General features: G+C 40.2%; 14 protein-coding genes and 1 tRNA gene. 5 read left to right on the forward strand and 10 right to left on the reverse strand.

Annotated elements, in window-relative coordinates; translation table 11 throughout:
* Nucleotides 1-29: 29 nt before the first annotated feature.
* Nucleotides 30-890, reverse strand: a complete 861-nt coding sequence (locus AC6JAD_RS08590; RefSeq protein WP_461304829.1) for a helix-turn-helix domain-containing protein — start codon at nt 888-890, stop codon at nt 30-32.
* 407 nt (nt 891-1,297) lie between these two features.
* On the opposite strand from AC6JAD_RS08590, the gene AC6JAD_RS08595 reads away from it, so the two are divergent.
* On the forward strand, nt 1,298-2,230 hold the full coding sequence (locus AC6JAD_RS08595) for an isoaspartyl peptidase/L-asparaginase family protein (RefSeq protein ID WP_461304830.1): 933 nt from the start codon (nt 1,298-1,300) through the stop codon (nt 2,228-2,230).
* On the opposite strand, the gene AC6JAD_RS08600 is transcribed toward AC6JAD_RS08595, so the two are convergent.
* A complete protein-coding gene (locus AC6JAD_RS08600; protein ID WP_461304831.1) occupies nt 2,227-3,081 on the reverse strand; it encodes a cyanophycinase in 855 nt (284 codons plus the stop codon). The genes AC6JAD_RS08595 and AC6JAD_RS08600 overlap by 4 nt on opposite strands.
* 95 nt (nt 3,082-3,176) lie before the next feature.
* Here AC6JAD_RS08600 and cphA point away from each other — a divergent pair, with 95 nt between their 5' ends.
* Nucleotides 3,177-5,813 (forward strand): cyanophycin synthetase, encoded by a 2,637-nt coding sequence (gene cphA, locus AC6JAD_RS08605; protein WP_461304832.1) that lies wholly within the window; start codon nt 3,177-3,179, stop codon nt 5,811-5,813.
* 499 nt (nt 5,814-6,312) lie between these two features.
* On the opposite strand, the gene AC6JAD_RS08610 is transcribed toward cphA, so the two are convergent.
* Together AC6JAD_RS08610 and AC6JAD_RS08615 are read right to left on the reverse strand one after the other, a co-directional pair.
* Nucleotides 6,313-7,320: a glycosylasparaginase gene (locus AC6JAD_RS08610; protein WP_461304833.1), complete on the reverse strand. Its 1,008-nt coding sequence runs from the start codon at nt 7,318-7,320 to the stop codon at nt 6,313-6,315.
* Between the two features lie 6 nt (nt 7,321-7,326).
* Nucleotides 7,327-10,266 (reverse strand): GH92 family glycosyl hydrolase, encoded by a 2,940-nt coding sequence (locus tag AC6JAD_RS08615; protein WP_461304834.1) that lies wholly within the window; start codon nt 10,264-10,266, stop codon nt 7,327-7,329.
* A gap of 105 nt (nt 10,267-10,371) precedes the next feature.
* Here AC6JAD_RS08615 and AC6JAD_RS08620 point away from each other — a divergent pair, with 105 nt between their 5' ends.
* Entirely contained in the window at nt 10,372-11,598 is a 1,227-nt protein-coding gene (locus AC6JAD_RS08620) for a metallophosphoesterase (protein WP_461304835.1), read from the forward strand.
* A gap of 44 nt (nt 11,599-11,642) precedes the next feature.
* Nucleotides 11,643-11,939, forward strand: a complete 297-nt coding sequence (locus tag AC6JAD_RS08625; RefSeq protein ID WP_461304836.1) for a thioredoxin family protein — start codon at nt 11,643-11,645, stop codon at nt 11,937-11,939.
* On the opposite strand, the gene AC6JAD_RS08630 is transcribed toward AC6JAD_RS08625, so the two are convergent.
* Both AC6JAD_RS08630 and AC6JAD_RS08635 read right to left on the reverse strand, forming a co-directional pair.
* Complete coding sequence (locus tag AC6JAD_RS08630; protein ID WP_461304837.1) at nt 11,924-12,571, reverse strand: polysaccharide deacetylase family protein; 648 nt, start codon at nt 12,569-12,571, stop codon at nt 11,924-11,926. The genes AC6JAD_RS08625 and AC6JAD_RS08630 overlap by 16 nt on opposite strands.
* 1 nt (nt 12,572) lies before the next feature.
* Entirely contained in the window at nt 12,573-15,869 is a 3,297-nt protein-coding gene (locus tag AC6JAD_RS08635; protein WP_461304838.1) for a protein O-mannosyl-transferase family, read from the reverse strand.
* Nucleotides 15,870-16,105: 236 nt separating this feature from the next.
* Here AC6JAD_RS08635 and AC6JAD_RS08640 point away from each other — a divergent pair.
* Nucleotides 16,106-16,178: transfer RNA gene (locus AC6JAD_RS08640), tRNA-Gln, on the forward strand.
* A gap of 258 nt (nt 16,179-16,436) precedes the next feature.
* On the opposite strand, the gene AC6JAD_RS08645 is transcribed toward AC6JAD_RS08640, so the two are convergent.
* From AC6JAD_RS08645 to AC6JAD_RS08660, 4 genes are all read right to left on the reverse strand, one after another.
* Nucleotides 16,437-16,913, reverse strand: coding sequence for a hypothetical protein (locus tag AC6JAD_RS08645; RefSeq protein ID WP_461304839.1), 477 nt, complete (start codon nt 16,911-16,913; stop codon nt 16,437-16,439).
* 29 nt (nt 16,914-16,942) lie between these two features.
* Nucleotides 16,943-18,106 carry an alkaline phosphatase gene (locus tag AC6JAD_RS08650; RefSeq protein WP_461304840.1) on the reverse strand — a complete coding sequence of 388 codons (1,164 nt, stop codon included), beginning with the start codon at nt 18,104-18,106 and terminating at the stop codon, nt 16,943-16,945.
* A gap of 398 nt (nt 18,107-18,504) precedes the next feature.
* Nucleotides 18,505-19,128, reverse strand: a complete 624-nt coding sequence (locus tag AC6JAD_RS08655) for an MORN repeat-containing protein (protein ID WP_461304841.1) — start codon at nt 19,126-19,128, stop codon at nt 18,505-18,507.
* A gap of 56 nt (nt 19,129-19,184) precedes the next feature.
* Entirely contained in the window at nt 19,185-20,066 is an 882-nt protein-coding gene (locus AC6JAD_RS08660; protein WP_497865290.1) for a LytTR family DNA-binding domain-containing protein, read from the reverse strand.
* Between the last annotated feature and the right edge of the window lie 28 nt (nt 20,067-20,094).

The following is a 20,094-nucleotide window of genomic DNA, read 5'->3' on the forward strand; positions in this document are numbered from 1 at the left end:
TTCTGTCGGGGAAGAAAGATTGTTTGTTGTTAACCAATAGTTTGACATGATTTGAATTCCCCTGGGGTCATTCCCGTATGTTTTTTGAACGTCTTGTAAAAAGATACCCTATTGTTAAATCCACTAGAGTAGATAATGTCGGTTATGTTCAAGTTTTGCTCATTCAGCAGCATGGCCTTGGCTTCTTCAATTCTATATCCATTTATGAAATCGAAAAAGTTCGTGTCAAAATGTTCATTGATCACCTGTGACGTATGATGCCTGGATAAATTCAGCATTTCGGCTAAGTCGTCCAGTCGCAAATTACTGTCTAAATAGGGTTTATCTGTCTTCATGTAGGCCATCAAGCTTTTTTTAAGGTCTAAGGAATGCCCTCTGGTAAGCCCGGTATTCTTGTATTTCTTAAAAGGAAGCACCTTATCCATAGAAAGACCATTAAATACATCGGGTTGTACAAGTCCAAAATAAGTGACCATTCCCACGAATAAGATTAGCGTGTAGGTTATAAAATAGTCATGTGCTGTGGTAATTAACCCAAGTCGGGATAATAGGTAATAGGAGGTCATGGCTAGCACATAACTGGCAAATGAACCAAGTAACCAAGTGATCCAGCGGTTCTTATTGCGTCCTAATTCCTTCTTTTTGAAGGATAGGTAAGTGAGAACAGTATAGAAAATCATCAATACAATAGTGATGTCGAAATTGTACTTCAAATTGATAACGTAGGATCCCAATTCCCCATTATATAGAATAAGCTGTTTTTCCTTTGCGCTTAAAATGTAAAAGGGCAAGTGGAAGCAAATCAATGCCGTGGTGGGAATCGCATGAATGATATCCTTTAAACCAAAACGTTTGTTTTCAACCACCCTTCTTGTGTACAAGTAGATCAAAGGCGGGTAGGATATCCACAATAGGGCCAAAATGCCGAATAAGTGAATGGTTCCCACTTCAAATAATAGCTTCGACCAGTACAAAACATTGTAGAAAATGTTAAATGAAAATAGAAATAGGTAGACACCTAAAATGCGATTGGCAGTTTTATCCCCCTTTTTTTTAAAAAAGAAAAAAAGAGCCATGATCAATGCCTGAAATGAAAAAAACAAGAAAATAATTTCCCAGATATTGAACATGTTCGTAAAAATTTGAAAGGGAATGTGTTTACCCTTTCCAAATGTAAAAATTACCTTGAAGAAAAAGGGATTTTCGCCCATAAAGAAATTTGATATACTTCACTATCATTTAATGGGCAATTTGTATTTTTCACTTTTATTTGAAATGAGAAGCAAACCTCTTAAGAATGGGTAAATATTCAATAGCAATTCACGGTGGAGCGGGTACCTTGGTAAAAGGGCTAATGACCGAAGAATTAGAAGCAAGGTACAAAGCTTCCTTAGGGGAAGCACTTGAGGCTGGATATAGTGAACTGCAAAAAGGGAATAGCGCTTTGGATGCAGTGGAAATTGCTGTAAAGTTATTGGAAGATTCACCCCTTTTCAATGCAGGGAAGGGTTCTGTTTTTACAGCAGTTGGAACCCACGAAATGGATGCCGCCATCATGGATGGAAAGACGTTGGAAGCTGGAGCTATATCTTTGGTTACGGGAATTAAGAATCCAGTTTCGTTGGCCCGGGACGTCATGGAAAAGAGTTATCATGTTTTTTTGGCTGGAGATGGCGCAATGCGTTTTGCGCATGACCTTGGGTATCGCAATGAGGATCCCCAATATTTTTACGATGAACTTAGGTACCAACAATGGCAGGATATAAAGAATACCGATAGTTTCCAGCTGGACCATAGTATAAAAAAAGACAGCAAGTTTGGAACGGTAGGAGCGGTAGCTTTGGATGTAAACGGAAACGTAGCAGCGGCAACATCTACCGGAGGAATGACCAATAAAAAATGGGGTCGTGTAGGGGATAGTCCTATGATTGGGGCTGGTAACTATGCAAACAATAAGACCTGTGCGGTAAGTTGCACCGGGAGTGGCGAGTTTTTTATTCGCGGGGTGGTTGCCTACGATGTTTCCTGTTTAATGGAGTACAAAGGTTGGTCCCTTGAACAAGCAGCTTCGGAGGTCATTCAAAAAAGAGTTCTGGAAATTGGCGGGGATGGCGGTTTGATTGCTGTCGATGGACAAGGAAATATTGCCATGCCTTTCAATACGGAAGGGATGTATAGGGGATTCAAGAAATCTACCGGAGAAGGTGCTATTTCAATCTATGGTGGTTAGACAAATGGAGCGTCTATAGGTAACACCTTAATTTTACGATCTTTAATGTTAAACACATCACCATTGGCCAACACATGGGTTTTAAGGTTTGTAAGTGTCATCGGGGTTCCCTCGGGCAGTATTTTATGATTATTGTGTTTCGTTTTTCTAGCATCAAAAATAATGACCATTCCAGATCCGATAACTTCGAAAGAACCATCCTTAATAATCAATCCGGTATCTTCTGCTAAACCAATTCCGACCAATTTCGGAAACTGAGCAACGGCTTCTGCCAATCTACCAAATCTTCCGCGGCGAATAAAATGGGAATCGATAATGAGTTTAGGAATAAAGTTCATTCCTTCGGCCATACCTACTGCACCCTTTACGAAAGATTCTTGGGCACTTCCGCCAGTAATCATTTCTTTAGACATGCACATAGCTCCTGCACTGGTCCCAGCAATTACAAATGGCTCTTCTTTGTATTTTTTCAACAGCACTTTGTGGAGTGTAGTACCCTTTATCTTCCTGGTTATATTCGATTGATTTCCACCAGAAAACATAACGCATTGCGCATTCTCAATAAGCGCAATGTTCTTGGGGTCTTCAGATTCCTCCCTATGACGGATGTCTAATACCTGTACATTTTCACATCCCAATTTATCGAAAGCCTCCAAGTAGTTGCGGCCCACTTCTTCTGGAATGCTGGATGCCGTTGGCACGATAACGAAATTCATATCTTTCCCGCCGGCCTCTTTCACTACATGGTACAGTATACCTTCGCTAATAAACTCTAGAGTATACTGTTCATGTTCTTCTATTCCCTTATCCTCATTTCCTCCAATCGGAATTAGAATTCCTTTGCTGCTCATATCACTTTTTATAAGGCACAAAAATACATTTTTTGTTCTGAAAAAATCATATATTTATGTTCTTACCTTATAACTAACCGAAAAACCAAAACCACATGAAGATAAGAGAAATAAATGCGATGCGAGGTCCAAACTATTGGTCCGTAAGAAGACACAAATTAATCGTAATGGTCTTGGATCTTGAAGAGATGGAGGAGCTACCGTCCAATAAGATTCCTGGATTTAAGGAACGACTTGAGGAAATGTTTCCTACTATGTATGAGCATCGCTGTTCTATCGGAACACCTGGAGGGTTTTTTCAACGTGTGGAAGAAGGAACCTGGATGGGGCATATTATTGAGCACATCGCATTGGAGATACAGACTTTGGCGGGTATGGATACAGGTTTTGGTAGAACCCGGGGCTATGGTGAGGAAGGGGTATATAATGTAGTGTTCTCTTATATCGAGGAAGATGCAGGGCGTTATGCTGCAAAGGCGGCGGTTCGTATTTGTGAAGCCCTTATTGCGGGTGAACCATACGATTTAACCGAAGATATCCAGGAAATGCGTGAGCTAAGGGAAGCACAGCGATTGGGTCCCAGTACAGGGTCTATTGTGGAAGAAGCGGCCAGTAGGGGTATTCCTTGGATTCGATTGAACAAATATTCACTTTGCCAGTTGGGGTATGGAGCCAACCAAAAACGTATACAAGCAACAGTGACTTCAGAAACAAGTAGCATTGGTGTAGAACTTGCATGCGATAAAGAAGACACAAAATACCTTTTGGAACAAGCGGAAGTGGAAGTTCCTAAAGGGGATATTATTAGTAAGGAACGAAGCTTAAAGGATGCATGCGATTATGTGGGATATCCCTTGGTCATTAAACCTATTGACGGAAATCATGGTAGGGGAATTACAGTAGACATTCAGAATTATGACGAAGCGTTGGTGGCATTCCACGCTGCAAAAGAAGTATCCAGAAGGGTCATTGTAGAAAAATACATTACCGGGAAGGACTATCGCTTATTGGTTATTAATAATGTATTGGTTGCTGCAGCACTTCGCACGCCTGCACATGTGATTGGTGATGGAACATCTACCGTCAGGGAATTGGTGGATAAGGTGAATGAAGACCCTAGGCGTGGGTACGGTCACGAAAAGGTACTCACGATGATTACCATTAATGACCTGACCAAAACCATTATGGAAGATGCCGGTTATACGGAAGATTCCGTACTCCCTAAGGGTGAAATGTTGGTATTGAAGGACACAGCAAATTTAAGTACGGGTGGTACGGCAGAAGATGTTACCGATATTGTGCATCCGGCCAATGTGTCCATGGCAGAGCGTATTTCGAAAATCATAGACTTAGATATATGTGGTATCGATGTTATGACTAGTGATATTACCAAACCACTTTCCGAAACGGGAGGTGCCGTATTAGAGGTTAACGCAGGTCCTGGGTTTAGAATGCATTTATCACCTACTTCGGGATTACCCAGAAATGTGGCAGCGCCAGTTGTTGATAAGTTGTTCCCGACCCAAGGGGACACAGGTAGAATCCCAATTGTTGCGATAACAGGAACCAATGGGAAGACCACCACGAGTAGGTTGATAGCCCATATCGCCAAAATGAAGGGATATAGGGTAGGATATACCACCAGCGATGGAGTATATATACAAAACCGCCTTTTAATGGAGGGCGATTGTACTGGGCCGGCTAGCGCAGAGTTTGTGCTGAAGGACCCGACGGTCAATTTTGCCGTATTGGAATGTGCTCGCGGCGGATTACTTAGGGCTGGACTTGGATTTGGAAATTGCGATGTGGCCGTAGTGACCAATGTGGCCGCAGATCATTTAGGACTCAAAGGGATAAATACGGTAGAACAGTTGGCAAAGGTAAAAGGTGTGGTCCCTGAAACGGTACTGCCCGATGGATATGCTATTCTTAATGCAGATGATGATTTGGTGTATGAAATGAGAAGGGGGATCAACTGTAATTTGGCTTTGTTCTCTATGGACGAAGACAACCCCAGGGTACAGGCCTTACAGCGCAAAGGAGGTATAACTGCTGTATATGAAAATGGATTTGTGACCATTTGCAGGGGCTCTTGGAAAATGCGAATCATGAAGGTGGAAAAGATACCTCTCACCTATGGTGGAAAAGCCACTTTTATGATACAAAATGTGTTGGCCGCCGTTTTGGCTGCACATGTTAGGGGCATAAGTATTGAAGATATGAAAGCAGGTTTAGAGACCTTTATACCTTCTGCCTCCCAAACGCCCGGAAGGCTAAATCTTTTCAAGTTCGAAAACTTTACAATCCTGTTGGATTATGCCCATAATCCTGCTGGAATGAGAGCACTTCAAAAGTTTACGGATAATTTGGAATGTACGGTAAAAGTTGGCATCATTGCAGGAATAGGCGATAGGCGAGTAGAGGATAATAATGAAATGGGAGCTATCGCTGCGGATATGTTCGATGAGATTATTATACGTCAGGATAAAAGGCTTCGCGGAAAAACGGAAGAAGAACTCATTAAGATGTTGAATGATGGAATCATCGCCAAAGATCCTAACAAAAAGACCACCATCATACCATCCGAGAAAGAGGCCATAACTTATGCCGTGAACAATGCCAAAAAAGGATCGCTCATTGTATTGTGTAGCGATGTTATTCCCGATGCTTTAAAGTTGGTTCAAGAATTTAAGGAAATGGAGGCCAAGGGCGAGAAGGTTTTTGCCAATTAATAGGAATGTATTTAATAGAAAAAGAAAAGCCGCTTCTCCTCATTAGCGGCTTTCCATAAAAAAGATGCAAGGACGACTCCGATCATCCAATTACATCATAAAAATACAACTTCTGAACAACGGATATATTAAGTAAATGTTATAGTGTAGTACGAAAAGGACCACGCTTTTTAGTGGGCTTTTTCTCATTTATCAAAGTAGTATTTTGATTATAAGGAAGTTGGAGCGATGGGTCATAAGAAAATTGAATTGGGTTGCATTTTTGAAAATAGAAAAGCCACCACAGGTGTGATGACTTTTCGCCCCAAATTTGATTGACCCGCCATAGGCAGGGCAACCTACTTATGTACATCAAAACTATAAAAAAATTATGGTTTTATTGGACAAAAAACAGAAAGATTATGTAAAATACGTGTTATTACGTATATATTAACAAGTTAATAATCAATATATTAACACAATTTAATCAGAATAACCTTACAACAGTGCGTTTCTCGGGTTATTCCTCACCTTTAAGGTAATGCCCAGGTGAAGAAGTATCCATCTTATCATTTTGGTAAACCGTAGTAACGAACCCTTGGTGAATGGAGTAAGCTCCCGTCTCTCCCTTTTTGTTTATTGCGATATATCCCACTTGAAAATCCTTATGATTGGGATTTTTCTTTACGATCCTTGCAATGGCTTCTTCGCATGCAGCTTGAGGTGACATGCCTTGACGCATTAACTCGACAATGAGGAAGCTCCCTACGGTTTTAAGTACTTCTTCACCCAGACCTGTGGCAGTAGCACCACCTATTTCATTATCAACAAAAAGACCCGCTCCAATAATGGGTGAATCCCCGACACGGCCAGCCATTTTATAGGCCAATCCACTTGTGGTACATCCACCAGAAATGTCTCCATTTTTATCAATAGCCAACATGCCTATGGTATCATGGTTTTCTATATTAATGATCGGTTCGTATTTGGAGGTTTTTTTCCATTCTTCCCATGCTTTTTTAGACTGCTCGGTTAATAGGTTTTCTTTTTCAAACCCCTGCTCCAATGCAAATTGTTGCGCTCCTTCACCCGCCATTAATACATGAGGGGTGTCTTCCATAACCTTTCTAGCTACAGAAATGGGATGTTTGATGTTTTTCAGGTATACCACAGCACCATAGTCACCCTCTTTATTCATAATACAGGCGTCTAATGTTACGTGTCCATCACGATCGGGAAGACCTCCAATACCAACACTTTGTCCTTGTTCATTAGCTTCTTCTACACGGCAACCCGCTTCTATGGCATCAATCGCACTTTTCCCCTCCTGTAGAACCTCCCAGGCTTTTGTTGTGGCCTGTGGAACGTCCCATGTGGAAATGACCACGGGAACTTGGTTTTCCATAGGGTTGTCAATACTAGCTATCGCCTCTTTTTTGGTGTTTGGTTTGCATGCTAGGGCGGCAGCTCCAGCAACCACACCTAAGCTCCCCAAGGAAGTATTTTGAATAAATTTTCTGCGCTTCATGGTTGGTTATTTAACGGTTATTTCATCGACAAAGATCCATGCTTTGCCATTATAGGGATGGCCTAAATGCCACTCTGGAAGATCTCCCAGATTCTTTGCCACAATTTTTATATATCTGGCACTGTAACCATTCATGTTGAACTGAACGGTCTTTATTTCACTATTTTCTGAAGGTGTTTCAGCATCGATCTTCTGCATGGGCAAGTTCTTGTAAAATGTCTTTCCGGGTGCCACAAAACATTCTATCTCTGTAGGATAAAAGATCCAACTCCTTTGGTCCTGTAGAAAACTCACCTCGATGGTTTCTATAGGTTTTATACTACCAAGATCCACGGTAGCTATAACATCGGTGTCCGAATACCCTTGCCACGCGCCCGTTCTAAAATCCCTAGCTCCTTTAATTCCATCAATAAGGGCATCATTGCCCCCAGCACTATACTGATTGGCATATTCGGTTTCCAATGTGATACTTACATTGGGATCAATTTTATAAAATTCAGTATTAAGGATGCTACTGGGTTTTCCATCCTTATCTGCATAGGTTTTCAATACACATGGTTCTGAAATAACAATTGGCTTTTCGTATTTCTGAAATTCCCCATCATTCATAGTATAGAAAATAGTAGCCCCTGGTGTTAAGGATTGTAAAGTGATTTCTGTACTGTTTTTGAAAGCGACATCGCCACTGGCAATAAATGGAGCAAGCGTTAATGGGTTTTCCGCGATTTCAGTAGAAGGTATGGCCTCCTCCGATGTTCCCCAATTGGAAGGCTCACTGGACATTTCAAATTCCAAATATCCCCCACCCATGATTTCATGATGATACAAATAGGAGCGGTTAAGTGGTGTTCCATTTAGTTGAACGGAGCCAATATATTTGTTCCCTTCCGAAATATCTTTTGCGATAATGGTAAAGTTCTTGCCATTTTCAAGCGAAATAGTACTTTTCGGGAATAACGGAGTTCCTATAATATATTCGTTACTTCCTGGGGTGACAGGGTAGAACCCTAAGCTGCTGAAAATGTACCAGGCACTCATTTGTCCACAGTCTTCATTCCCGCTTATGCCATCCGGCGCATTAGAATATAGTTCTGTGAGGATCTGATGGACTTTTTCCTGTGTTTTGTGCGGTTTGTTTACAAAATTGTAGAGATAGGCCATATGATGGCTCGGCTCGTTGCCGTGGGCATATTGCCCAATAAGGCCAGTAATGTCCGCCTGATCCCTGCCAGAGGTCTCACTTTTTGCTGAAAAGAGCTCATCTAGGTGCGCTTCAAATTCATCTTTACCACCCATGAGATTCATAAGTCCTGTTATATCCTGGGGAGCATACAAACTATATTGCCATGCGTTCGCCTCCGTATAGTTGAAATTTACTTCGAAAGGATCGAAAGGCCCGAACCAAGTATTTCGGAATCGACCCTGCAAGAAACCGGATTCGGGATTATACAGGTTTTTGTAGTACTGTGCACGCTGCCCATATTCCGAAGCTGTTTCGGCATCTTCCATAGCTTCGGCCATTTTAGAAATAGTCCAGTCGTCATAGGCATATTCCAATGTTTTTGATACACTTTCACTTTCTTCTTCCACAGGAATAAAACCAGTTGTTTTGTATGATTCCAGTCCCAAATGATCACGTGTAGCACTATGTTTCATGGCCTCCAATGCCTTTTGAGCATCATATCCCCTAATGCCCTTTACATAAGCGTCGGCAATCACCGGAACCCCATGGTAACCAATCATGCAGCCCGTATAGTTGGCAGATAAATCCCAAATAGGAAGTATGCCACCTTCATCGTACTTGGCCAAAAACGTATTTATAAAATCATTGGTGCGTTCCTGTTCTATAATGGTATATAAAGGATGCGCGGCCCTATAGGTATCCCAGAGTGAAAAAACGGTATAATAATCGAACGAATTGGTTTGATGAATCTCCAGGTCCATTCCCCTATACCTGCCATCCACATCTTGGTATAAATTGGGTGCGATCATGGTATGATACAAGGCAGTATAGAAATTGGATTTATAATCTTCATTATCCGATTCGATCACCATTTTTTCAAGATGGTTTTCCCAAATGGTGTTGGCCTCTTGCTTCAATTGCTCAAAAGACCTTGAGCCAATTTCTTCATCATGATTCTTTTTGGCGCCTTCTTCATCCACAGCCGAAATCCCAACAGAAATGTATACTGGATCATTGTTTGGATTGTTAAACTTCAAAAAGGCCTTGGTTCCTTCTAAGTTCTTGCCAAATCGAATGTCACTTTCATTCGGCTTGGTCGAAAAGGGATGAGATGTTTTTATATAATAAAAGAGTTTTTGTTCTTTGGCCCAAGCATCGGAAAAGCGATACCCGCTAATTTCAGTGTCCGAGTTGGTTTCAATCTTGCTATCCAATAATTTGTCCCTATGTTCAAGGTCTAAAATCAAATATTGGTTGCTCGAAGATGGGTATTCATATCGATGCATTCCAGCTCTTTGGGTTACCGTAAGCTCCACATGAATATTGGTGGAGTCTAAATGGACTTTGTAAAAACCGGGGGAGGCAAATTCTTCTTCGTGCTTGAAATGCGCTTTATATCCTTTTGTTCCATCGGCCCCGTTGTTGAAATTGAGCTCATTGGTGGGCATTAGGAGCACATCCCCATAATCACTTACGCCCGTACCGCTAAGATGTGTATGCGAAAATCCATAGATGTATTCATCACTATAATGATATCCGCTACAACCATCCCATCCATCCAGTCGCGTATCTGGACTTAGTTGCATCATTCCAAATGGCAAGGTAGCCCCGGGATAGGTATGGCCATGTCCTCCCGTACCAATAAATGTGTTCACATATGAAGTTAACGCCTTATCTTTTTTTGCGGGTGGTGGTATGTTTCCCTTTTCATTGCAGCCGATAAAAACGACCCAAAAGGAGAAAATAAAAATGCTTCTGAACATGTTAGGTTTTTGGATCGAAAAGATACGAAAACAAGTTAAAAAAAAGTGAATTCGGGGAAGGCCTACTTAAAAGGAGGTTATCTTTAAACCCTAAATACAGTAAAGTTGCGTTGGATTATTTTTATCATCATCTATATCCTCATAGATGTATATGCTTTTCAAGCAGTTAAAACCTTAACTAAAAACTATTGGATATATGGTTTTTACATTGCCATTTCGGTTCTTTTACTAGGTGCTTTTATATACCAAATTGAGTATGGATCTTCGAATAGAACCATGACTCCGGTGCGTATGTACACATTTGGCGTATTCTTGGCTTTTTTCGTTCCGAAATTATTTCTGATAATTATAATGTTTGGTGAAGATAGCATCCGTTTTTTGATAGGTGTTTTTTCAAAAATTAATGGGAATGACCAAGGATTTTATATGCCGTCACGAAGGAAATTTGTAAGCACAATTGCATTGGGCTTGGCGGCTATCCCTTTCAGCTCATTGCTTTATGGTATGTACAGGGGTAAATACAATTACAAGGTGTTGAATTATGCCGTTGAGTTCGATGATTTGCCTGAGGCTTTTGACGGATACACCATTACGCAAATAAGTGATGTACATAGTGGGAGCTTCGACAATGAAGAAAAAATTAGCTATGGTATAGATCTCATCAATGAACAGCGAAGTGATATAATTGTATTTACTGGGGACTTGGTAAATAATGTAGCTGAGGAAATGGCTCCTTGGAAAAAACTGTTTTCGAAGCTTACTGCGTCCGATGGGGTGTATTCAGTTTTGGGTAATCACGATTATGGCGATTATGTCTCTTGGGACACACCCGAAGCTAAGAAAAGGAACCTTGAGGACCTGAAGAATTTACAAAGGGATATGGGATGGAATTTATTATTGAACGAACATACTTCCCTTGAAAGAAATGGACAGGCCATTAAGTTGATTGGTGTGGAGAATTGGGGTGCCGGAGGGTTTAAGAAGGCTGGAGATTTGGAGAAGGCTTGCAATGGAATTGAAAAGGAGGATTTCAAAGTTCTACTAAGTCATGATCCTTCTCATTGGAAGGAACAAGTAAAAGGGGACGATAGGAATTTTCACTTAACATTGAGCGGCCATACGCATGGCATGCAGTTTGGCATTGAAATTCCGGGTTGGATAAAATGGAGTCCGGTAAAATACCGTTATGAAAATTGGGCAGGTATGTACGAAGAACTTGGCCGCTACATAAATGTAAATAGAGGCTTCGGATTTATAGGTTATCCAGGTCGGGTAGGAATTTGGCCAGAAATATCTGTCATAACCCTTAAAAAACGTCGCAATACCGCATAATTGGCGGGAAATGTTATATTTGTAATAACGAATTGTTCAAACCTATGTCCAAATTTGGTGAATTAATAGAAGCGCACGTTCCTGTCCTGTTGGATTTTTACGCAGAATGGGATCAAGCCTGCAAGGATATGCATCCTGTATTAAGGGATGTTGCTGCTGCACTGGGTGACAAAGCTCGTGTCATCAAAATAGATATCGAAAAAAATTCTGAACTTGCCGATGCCCTAAGGGTTAAGGGTTTACCTACCCTAATGATCTACAAAAATGGGGAGATGAAATGGAGGCAAAGCGGTGAGCAAGATGCCAATACCCTTATAGGGTTGGTTCAGGAATATGTGTAGCTTATCCCGTCGGACTTCCAACCTTTTTCCCTTATAAAATCCAAGACCTTTGGTAATGCGTAGGTAAGTCTGTCCTCTGCCTTTATACTATCGTGGAATACCACTATGCTTCCTGGTTTTATGTGTTTCAAAACATTTTCTGCACATTGCTCTTTCGATACAGCTGGGTCGAAATCTGCGCTCAACACATCCCACATGATGATTTTATACCCCAATTTCCGTAGGGCTTTGGCTTGTTCGAAACGTATTTTGCCATAGGGAGGTCTAAAAAGCTTGGATTGGCATCCTTCCTTCATCAATGTTTCTTCTGCCCGTAGGGTATTCTCAACATAGTTTTCGGTCGTTGTTTTCCAGCCATTAAGATGATTGAAAGTATGATTGCCAATACTGTGTCCCTCGGCTTGTATTCTAGCGAATACCTCGGGGTGCTTTGCTATATTGTCACCAATACAAAAGAAAGTAGCTTTGGCATTGTGCTGCTTTAGGAGATCCAATACCCAAGGTGTGACCCTTGTAATAGGGCCGTCGTCGAAGGTAAGGTATACCACTCGATCCTTATTGGGCAAATTCCATACCCGCTTCGGAAATAACCGTTGCAAAAAGGATGGAGTCTTTACCCGATATGGTCGCATATTATTCGGTGGTATCTACATCTAAGCTATCCCTTAATAAGGAATCCAAGAATTGTTCCGTTAGTTTTTCCTTCCGAAGGAATTCTTCGTCTATATCAATTCCTAACCTTGCAAAGAAACCTTTGTATGGGTTCAAATAGTTGAGGAATTTCTCTTTTTCCTGTTGGTAATAGCTTTGATCGTCATAGGTATACACCAATTCTACCAAACTTTCATATTGATTCATCTTGGTGTAGATTTCTTCAATCATATCCCCTTGGTCCCCAACCGTCATTCCACCATAATACGTCAGGAATTCTTGATGTTTTTTCGCTGTTTCTTCATACACCTTTCTCGCTTTATCTACTGCATCAACTTCGTAATATTGTTGCACGAATGGCTCTAGAAGCGAATAGTATTCGAAGTAAGCCACGGGCATTTTTTCCATGGCTAGGTCCAGTACTTCTTCTGCTTTATCCGATTTTCCTTCCTTGATTAAAGCTTCGGCTAGACGGGCAATATGGCTTCTGTAGGTAATACCGTTCCTGCGAGTTTCCGTATCGTGATAAATATCTGGATTGCCGCTGTTGCCCCAATCCCAACTCATAACGATGCCGTGCATTTTTTCAGCATCAATTCTACCCATGTCAAAAGGATTTCGTGGGTCTACAGGCGTTCGTATGGGAACCAGCTTGTATGCCACTCCGTCTAATTGAAGATAATCCTTCATCCATAGGTAATCATCATCCCCAAAGGCACCACCACTAAAGTAAATGGGACGCTCCCAGTTGTTATTTGCTATAATGTCTAGCATAAGAAGACGATTTTTATACACAAAGTCGCCTTTCAAGGTAATATCTATATAGGGTACTATTTTGTCTGCATCTTTTTGGGCAACAACCCCATTTCTTAATACGGCATCCTTGTCCACTGGGATGCGAATTACCTTAGTAGGGAATGAGCTTATCAATTGACCACTATTCAATTCCACTTTTGTGGCAGGGTTTTCACTTTCTACCCAATTCATCCAGGTTTTTATGTCTATGGTATCCTCTTTGGTTTCCATAAAGGCAATTACGTCCCTTGTTCCGTATCGATATTTATCATGTGAAAGTTGGGACGGAATGGGATCACTGGTAAAGGCTTTTTTCTTCATATCATCTATATACCAATCTGTTTGAAACAAGCTGGTATTTACGATACGAACATCTTGACGGTATTTTTCAATATTTTGCTGGTACCAAAGGGCAAAAGTGTCGTTATCCCCAATGGTAAATAGTATGCTGTTTTCGGCACAGGAATCCAAATACATTTTACCCATGGCGTTAGCCGTACGCCTACCAGAACGATCGTGATCATCCCAATTTTGCGTGGCCATTAAAATAGGAGCTGCCAGCAGGGTAACCCCTAGGACGACCGGTATAGCTGTTTTGGGTTTAATATACTCCTTCAGAATTTCGTAGAGGGCATAGACACCGTACCCAATCCATATAGCGAACACATAGAACGATCCCACCAAGGCATAGTCCCTTTCCCTAGGTTCGTAAGGGCGTTCGTTTAAGTAGACCTTTAAGGCCAATCCTGTAAAGAGAAATAAGACGAGCAATACCCAAAAACTTTTGTTGTCATTTTTAGCGTGAAAGACCAGCCCAAGAATTCCCAAGATTAAGGGTAAAAAGAAATAAGTGTTCCTGGCTTTGTTGTCGGCCATGTCACTCGGGAGGTTATCCTGTGAGCCCAGCCGAAGTTCGTCCAAAGGTTTTATGCCGCTTAGCCAATTCCCATTGAGTCTGCCTCCTTCTCCCTGTACATCATTTTGTCGTCCAACGAAATTCCACATAAAATAACGCCAATACATATAGCTAAACTGGTGTTGAAACATAAAGGTGATGTTGTCCCAACCAGAAGGCTTTTTTATGTCTAAGAAGGGCCCAAATTGAGTAAGGAAGTCATTGTAGTCTTTTCCATCTACCAAGCCCTCAGCATGGGCCTGTTTAAATTTATTGACTTCTTCTACCAATCGCTGTTCCCCTCGGTATTGGTATTTAATGCCAAATTCAAGACCATTGGTATGTTCCAGATAGTTTGCATTGTGCTCCAGGCTCCACATTCTAGGGAGGAAAGCTTTTTGTGCATCGTCTGTATTTTGACCTGCATTTTTCCATTCATTAACGATGACATATTTACCCGATTTTAGGTCTTTTTCATATTTGGGTTTGTCATCTTTGTAAGGGTTTCTTGCGTCCAGTCCCACATAGGCCTCCGTAAATTGCGGACCATAAAACAGGTGTGTTTCTGGGTATTGTTCACGGTTGTAATAGGCAAGTAGCTCCCTCGCATTGTTGGGGTTGTTTTCGTTGATCACCGTACCTGCATTGGCCCTTATGGGAAGCATAAGCCAACTGGAGAACCCGATAAAAATAAAGAGTACACAAAGCAATAGGGTGTTGTACATGGTATAACCATACTTTCGGGTGTATTTCAATCCGAAATAGAAAAGGGCGATAAACAATAAGCCAGCTATGATAGTTCCAGAATTAAATGGCATCCCCACTGTATTCACGAAGAATACTTCGGAAGCACTAAAGAACTTCATGGTCATGGGTAAGAGCAATTTGAAAATAAACAGAAGAATGGCTACCGTTACTATATTGGCAATAATGAAATTTTTGACAGTAATTTTCTTGTATTTCTTGAAAAAATAGAGGAATCCTATGGCGGGTATGGTAAGCAATGCCATAAAATGAACCCCAAAGGATAGGCCTACAATAAATGCGATAAGCACCAACCAGCGATCACCTCGCGGGGTAAACATTTCACGTTCCCAGCGCAATCCACAATAGAACATAATGGCCAGAAGACATGCGGCAGCGGCGTATACCTCTGCTTCAACTGCACTGAACCAGAAACTATCACTAAAAGTAAAGGCTAAAGATCCCACAGCTGCGCTTCCAAGGATAGCGATGCTATTATTTTTGTTCAGTTCGCTGTTCTTAGAAACAATATTGGTAAGGAGCATGGTAAGTGACCAAAACATGAACAGGATGGTAAAAGCACTGGCAAAGACCGACATTAGGTTAATGGTAAGTGCGATGCTAGATGCGTCCATGGCAAAAATGGAAAAGAAAGCCCCCAAAAGTTGATAGAGCGGTGCTCCGGGAGGGTGACCTACTTCAAGATTACTAGCGGTGGTTATGTATTCGCCAGCATCCCAAAAACTTACGGTAGGTTCTACGGTAAGCCAATAGGTGAGTAGTGCAATGGCAAAAACGGTCCATCCAATGATTTGGTTCCATTTTTTATAATTGAAATCGCTCATGAAGGTTTCCTGTTTTGGTTGTGGCGAATTTACTAATTATATAGCTAGCGGAGTGATAAAAAATTACTAACGGCTAGGTGCCCATGTGTATTTTGCCTTAAAATAGGGTGGATTTTGGTTCTAGTACCAAAAAATCGAATTTTTAAGGCCTCACAGTGGAAAGGGGATGTCATTTTTCTGAAAATTTGTTTGCGTGTACCAAAGAATGTTTTAAATTTGCGCCCACATTATGGTATTGGCCCATGGTGTAACTGGCAACACGTCTGGTTTTGGTCCAGAAGAGTCTAGGTTCGAGCCCTAGTGGGCCAACTACAAAACCCTTAGAGTTTACAAGCTCTGAGGGTTTTTTGATTTATACCAGTACAACAATCAAACTATTGGTATGATACGTCTTTTCATTTCTGATACGCTTTTAGTGATAAACAACTTTTTCTTGTGTGTGAGATACAATTCTCAAAATGGATCTGAGTAATAACTGCAAGAACAGATTAAAGAGATCGGTTTTGTCCCCAATGGTTTGAGCTCAAAATCAGGAATACACCAATGGGCATATTTTTAAATTGGCTTTTACTTTAGGGTTGAGGTGAATAACATGGTCCAGTTGGTTTCCCATTGGTCGTTGTTTTTATCGTAATAGGCCTGTTCCCATTGTGCCGTGTTCGCGGAGGGTTTTGTCCATATAAATCGTAATTCGACTTTTTGCCCCTTGAAAATCTCTTTCCCGAAGAATGTTCCAACCCCATTTTCAAATTTACCAACCACTTGTTGTTTAAGTCCAATTTTAGGATTAAAAGTATCAGCCCAATAAATGGTCCATACGTTAGATTTTGGGTCTAACATTCTTATACTAAGACCAATAAATTCATCTCCAAAATAGGAGGTCTTCATTTCATCCATGATGCCCAATCCATTTAAGATACTCTTTGTTTCCATGGTCGCTTCAAATTCGATCCAGTCATTACAGTTATTAAGACGTTCTTTTAGTCTTCTATTTAAAACATGCCAATTGCCAATAAGAAATCCGAAGTCGTAAATTGCTATCATAGTTTGGTTATCGGGTATTTTTTCAGGCATTATTGCTCTATGTATGCTTCTAAGGTGTCGCGAGAGATAATTTTTTTAAGCCTATTTCCAATATCTATATTTCTCTCGATATCGCCAAAATAATTTGCCCCAGGGCCTGTTGCAAAGAAAGGTACTACTTCTGCGGAATGCTCTTTTGTTGTCCACCGAACACGCATTTTTGGATAGTTATTATAATCTCCCAAAGCGGCAAACCCTCCAGTCTCATGATCTGAGGTGAAAATTAATAGGGTTTCTCCATCTTCTTTAGAAAAATGGAGCAAAAAAGAAAGTGTTTCCTGAATGGATTTTAAACCCCTTATCACTCTCTTTGTGTCATTCTCATGGGAAGCAGAATCTATTTCTTCACATTCTACCAATAACATAAACGGTTTTTCATGAGCGGACATGTAATCCAATGCTGTTTTAGTCAATTGCAAAAGGTTAGGAGAAGAGTCCATATCTTGTACTTCATCTTCTTGAAAAATGGCTGCTACTGGAGCTCCATTTTTTGCTTTATCGGGAAGTTCTAAAGAGGAATCCAAGAGTAGAAACCTTTTTCTTAAAATCTCCAGAGACTCTTCTTTTTCCGGAATATCGCCCTCCCCAAGGTCTTCAAGTTCTCCAAATAACAGATCAAGTTCACTCTCTGCCATTTGTGTTAAAATATTTCGGGCATCATCTTCATTTCTTATATGAGCCACGAATGCTGAAGGGGTGCCATCCCAAACATAAGAATCTGTTACTATTCCAGTACTGTAATTTTGCTGGGAGGCCATTTCAAAGATATTCTTCAGATGGTTGCCATCAATGTCAATACCAATATGTCCAAAATTTGTAGATGTCCCGGTGGCAATGGCCGTGGCAGATGCCTCAGAATCTGTAAGGGGTCCAAAATGAGATCTGGGGTCATGCCATGTCTTAATTTCGAACTGACTCCAAACGGAAGGAGTGTTTTTAGACTGTTGAGAAAGTTGCGCCAATGAGAGGTGACCAAAACCCATTCCATCTGCCATAAAAAGGATAATATTCTTTGGGGGTTCCGATATATAATTAGGTGTCGGGGTGTCTACAATTTCTCCAGGCGAAAATTCGATACCCGATGAATTACAATTGACCAAAAAGATCGCAAAAATAAGAAAGGTCAAGGGGTTTGTTTTTTTTCTTTGTTTCATTGTGTATAATTAATAATTTTTGTCCTTAGCGTCCAATATTTGAAATGGTCCTGTTAATAAATACCTAGGGCTTTTTTTAACTTATATGCTCAAAATAATCTTTTAAAGCGCCTAAAAACACTTTTTGTTATGAATGGCTTAGGATTGTGACGAATTGACTATTTTCCAAGTTTTCAAGCGGCTTTGTTTAAGAATAAGCCCAGCTGCCGCAAGTGTAAGTACTCTCTACGAAGCCGGAGAGTTTTGTTATGGTATAAACAGGGATGAGGAGAGTGGGTATTTATTATTTAAAGTAAGATAGAGTTTTATTTTAGTCTATTTATTACCTCAATTGGTTTCATGCTACTCACCATATGTTCCATCAAAATTATTGCGTATTTTCAATTGGGTAAGATTGCTTATATCGAATCCTTACGGAAGGTTTTCGTTAGAATCCCGTCGGTAAAAATCCCAGATATTTTTTCCCCATTTCGGTAAAATAAGGTGCCTTTACCATTTTCCTTGCCTTCTTTCCATTCCCCAACATATTTGAATAACTCACTCTCAGGAGGAAACCAGTAGGTGCCATTACCCGATCGCATACCATTTGCATAGTTGCCTAAGTAGTGGTCTCCATCATCATTGTAGAAATGGCCAGAGCCATGGGGCTTTCCATTTTGGTAATTACCTTCATAGGTATCTCCATCGGAGAGAACAATTAGTTTACCATGTCCTTGAATGATGCCTTTAGAAATGAAACCCTCATAAATGTAATGCTCCATTCCATTCTCAAATATTCGCAATTCTCCAAAGCCATCGGTGAAACCATCAATACAATCTCCACTCCATGTAAAGATGCGGTTTTCATAATTAGAAGTTGTAAAAAATTTGCAATCCCCATCTTTGTCTAGTATCCAACCTGGATTTCCCGTAAGTACTGTCCTATTGAACGTATGCCAACATATAATCAATAGCGGTGTTACTTGAAAAATAGTAAATAACACAAATAGTAAGCTACCGATGTGTTTATTAGTTTTAGACACTTAGTTTGAAAATTATGTTTTTATGGCACTCTATGCTATTTTTTGTAATGGATGGTTTAGAATTGTGCATCATCTGTTTTTTCAAGATATTGTTTTAGCAATTTTATTTTAGGACGGGACACTGGAATTTTGATATGATCGTTAATCATCTTCAAGTGTAGTCCTTGAGAATTTCCTATAGAATACTCCACTGCATTAAGATTAATAATGTAGGATCTATGGCATTTAAAGAATTCGGGATATTCAATTAGATTTAAGTTAAGTTCGGTAATAGTTGCTCTATGTAATATGGGTACTGCTTTTTCGTCCCCAATAAAGTGCATCGCTATATAATTACCTTCGGCCTTTATAAATTTTAAGTGCTCTCTTTCAAAAGAAATAGTACTGCTCCCAATTTGCAACTCAATATCGCCTTCATTTTTATAATTTACTTTTTTTTCAAACTGAACTTTAAACTCTTCATTCAAAGCTTGAGCTATTTGTAAGTGTCTTCTGGTTAAAAAATTATACTTCAGCAGCACCAAAAAGAACGCGCTAAATATCCCAATAGTAATTGTCCTAAGTAACATTGGAAAAAGGTCTGTTGAATAACCGATAAATAGAATGCCTTTTTTGGCGATTACAGCATAGAGTATATGATTCCAAAGACCAATAATGATGAAATTGTACAGAAAAAATAAAAACGCTTTCGAAATAGACCATTTATGTTCTTCAAAAACTTGAGGAAAAAAATATGGGAAACCAAAATAGTTAATGCTAAGGGTTATTGTTGCAATTATTTGGATGCTGAAAAAAGTTAGGGACTGTTCTAATATGGAAAATCCAAATGGTTTAAGAAAAAGAACAATTAGGCCTGCAAAAATTGAAACAAATAGAATAACATTTCGCTTTTCTATAAACGTTTGTTCAAAGGGGTATTCTATATTTAACCATTTCAAATTCATGCCCGTGGTGAAAATGATTTGT

This window comes from Aureisphaera sp., from assembly GCF_059726885.1.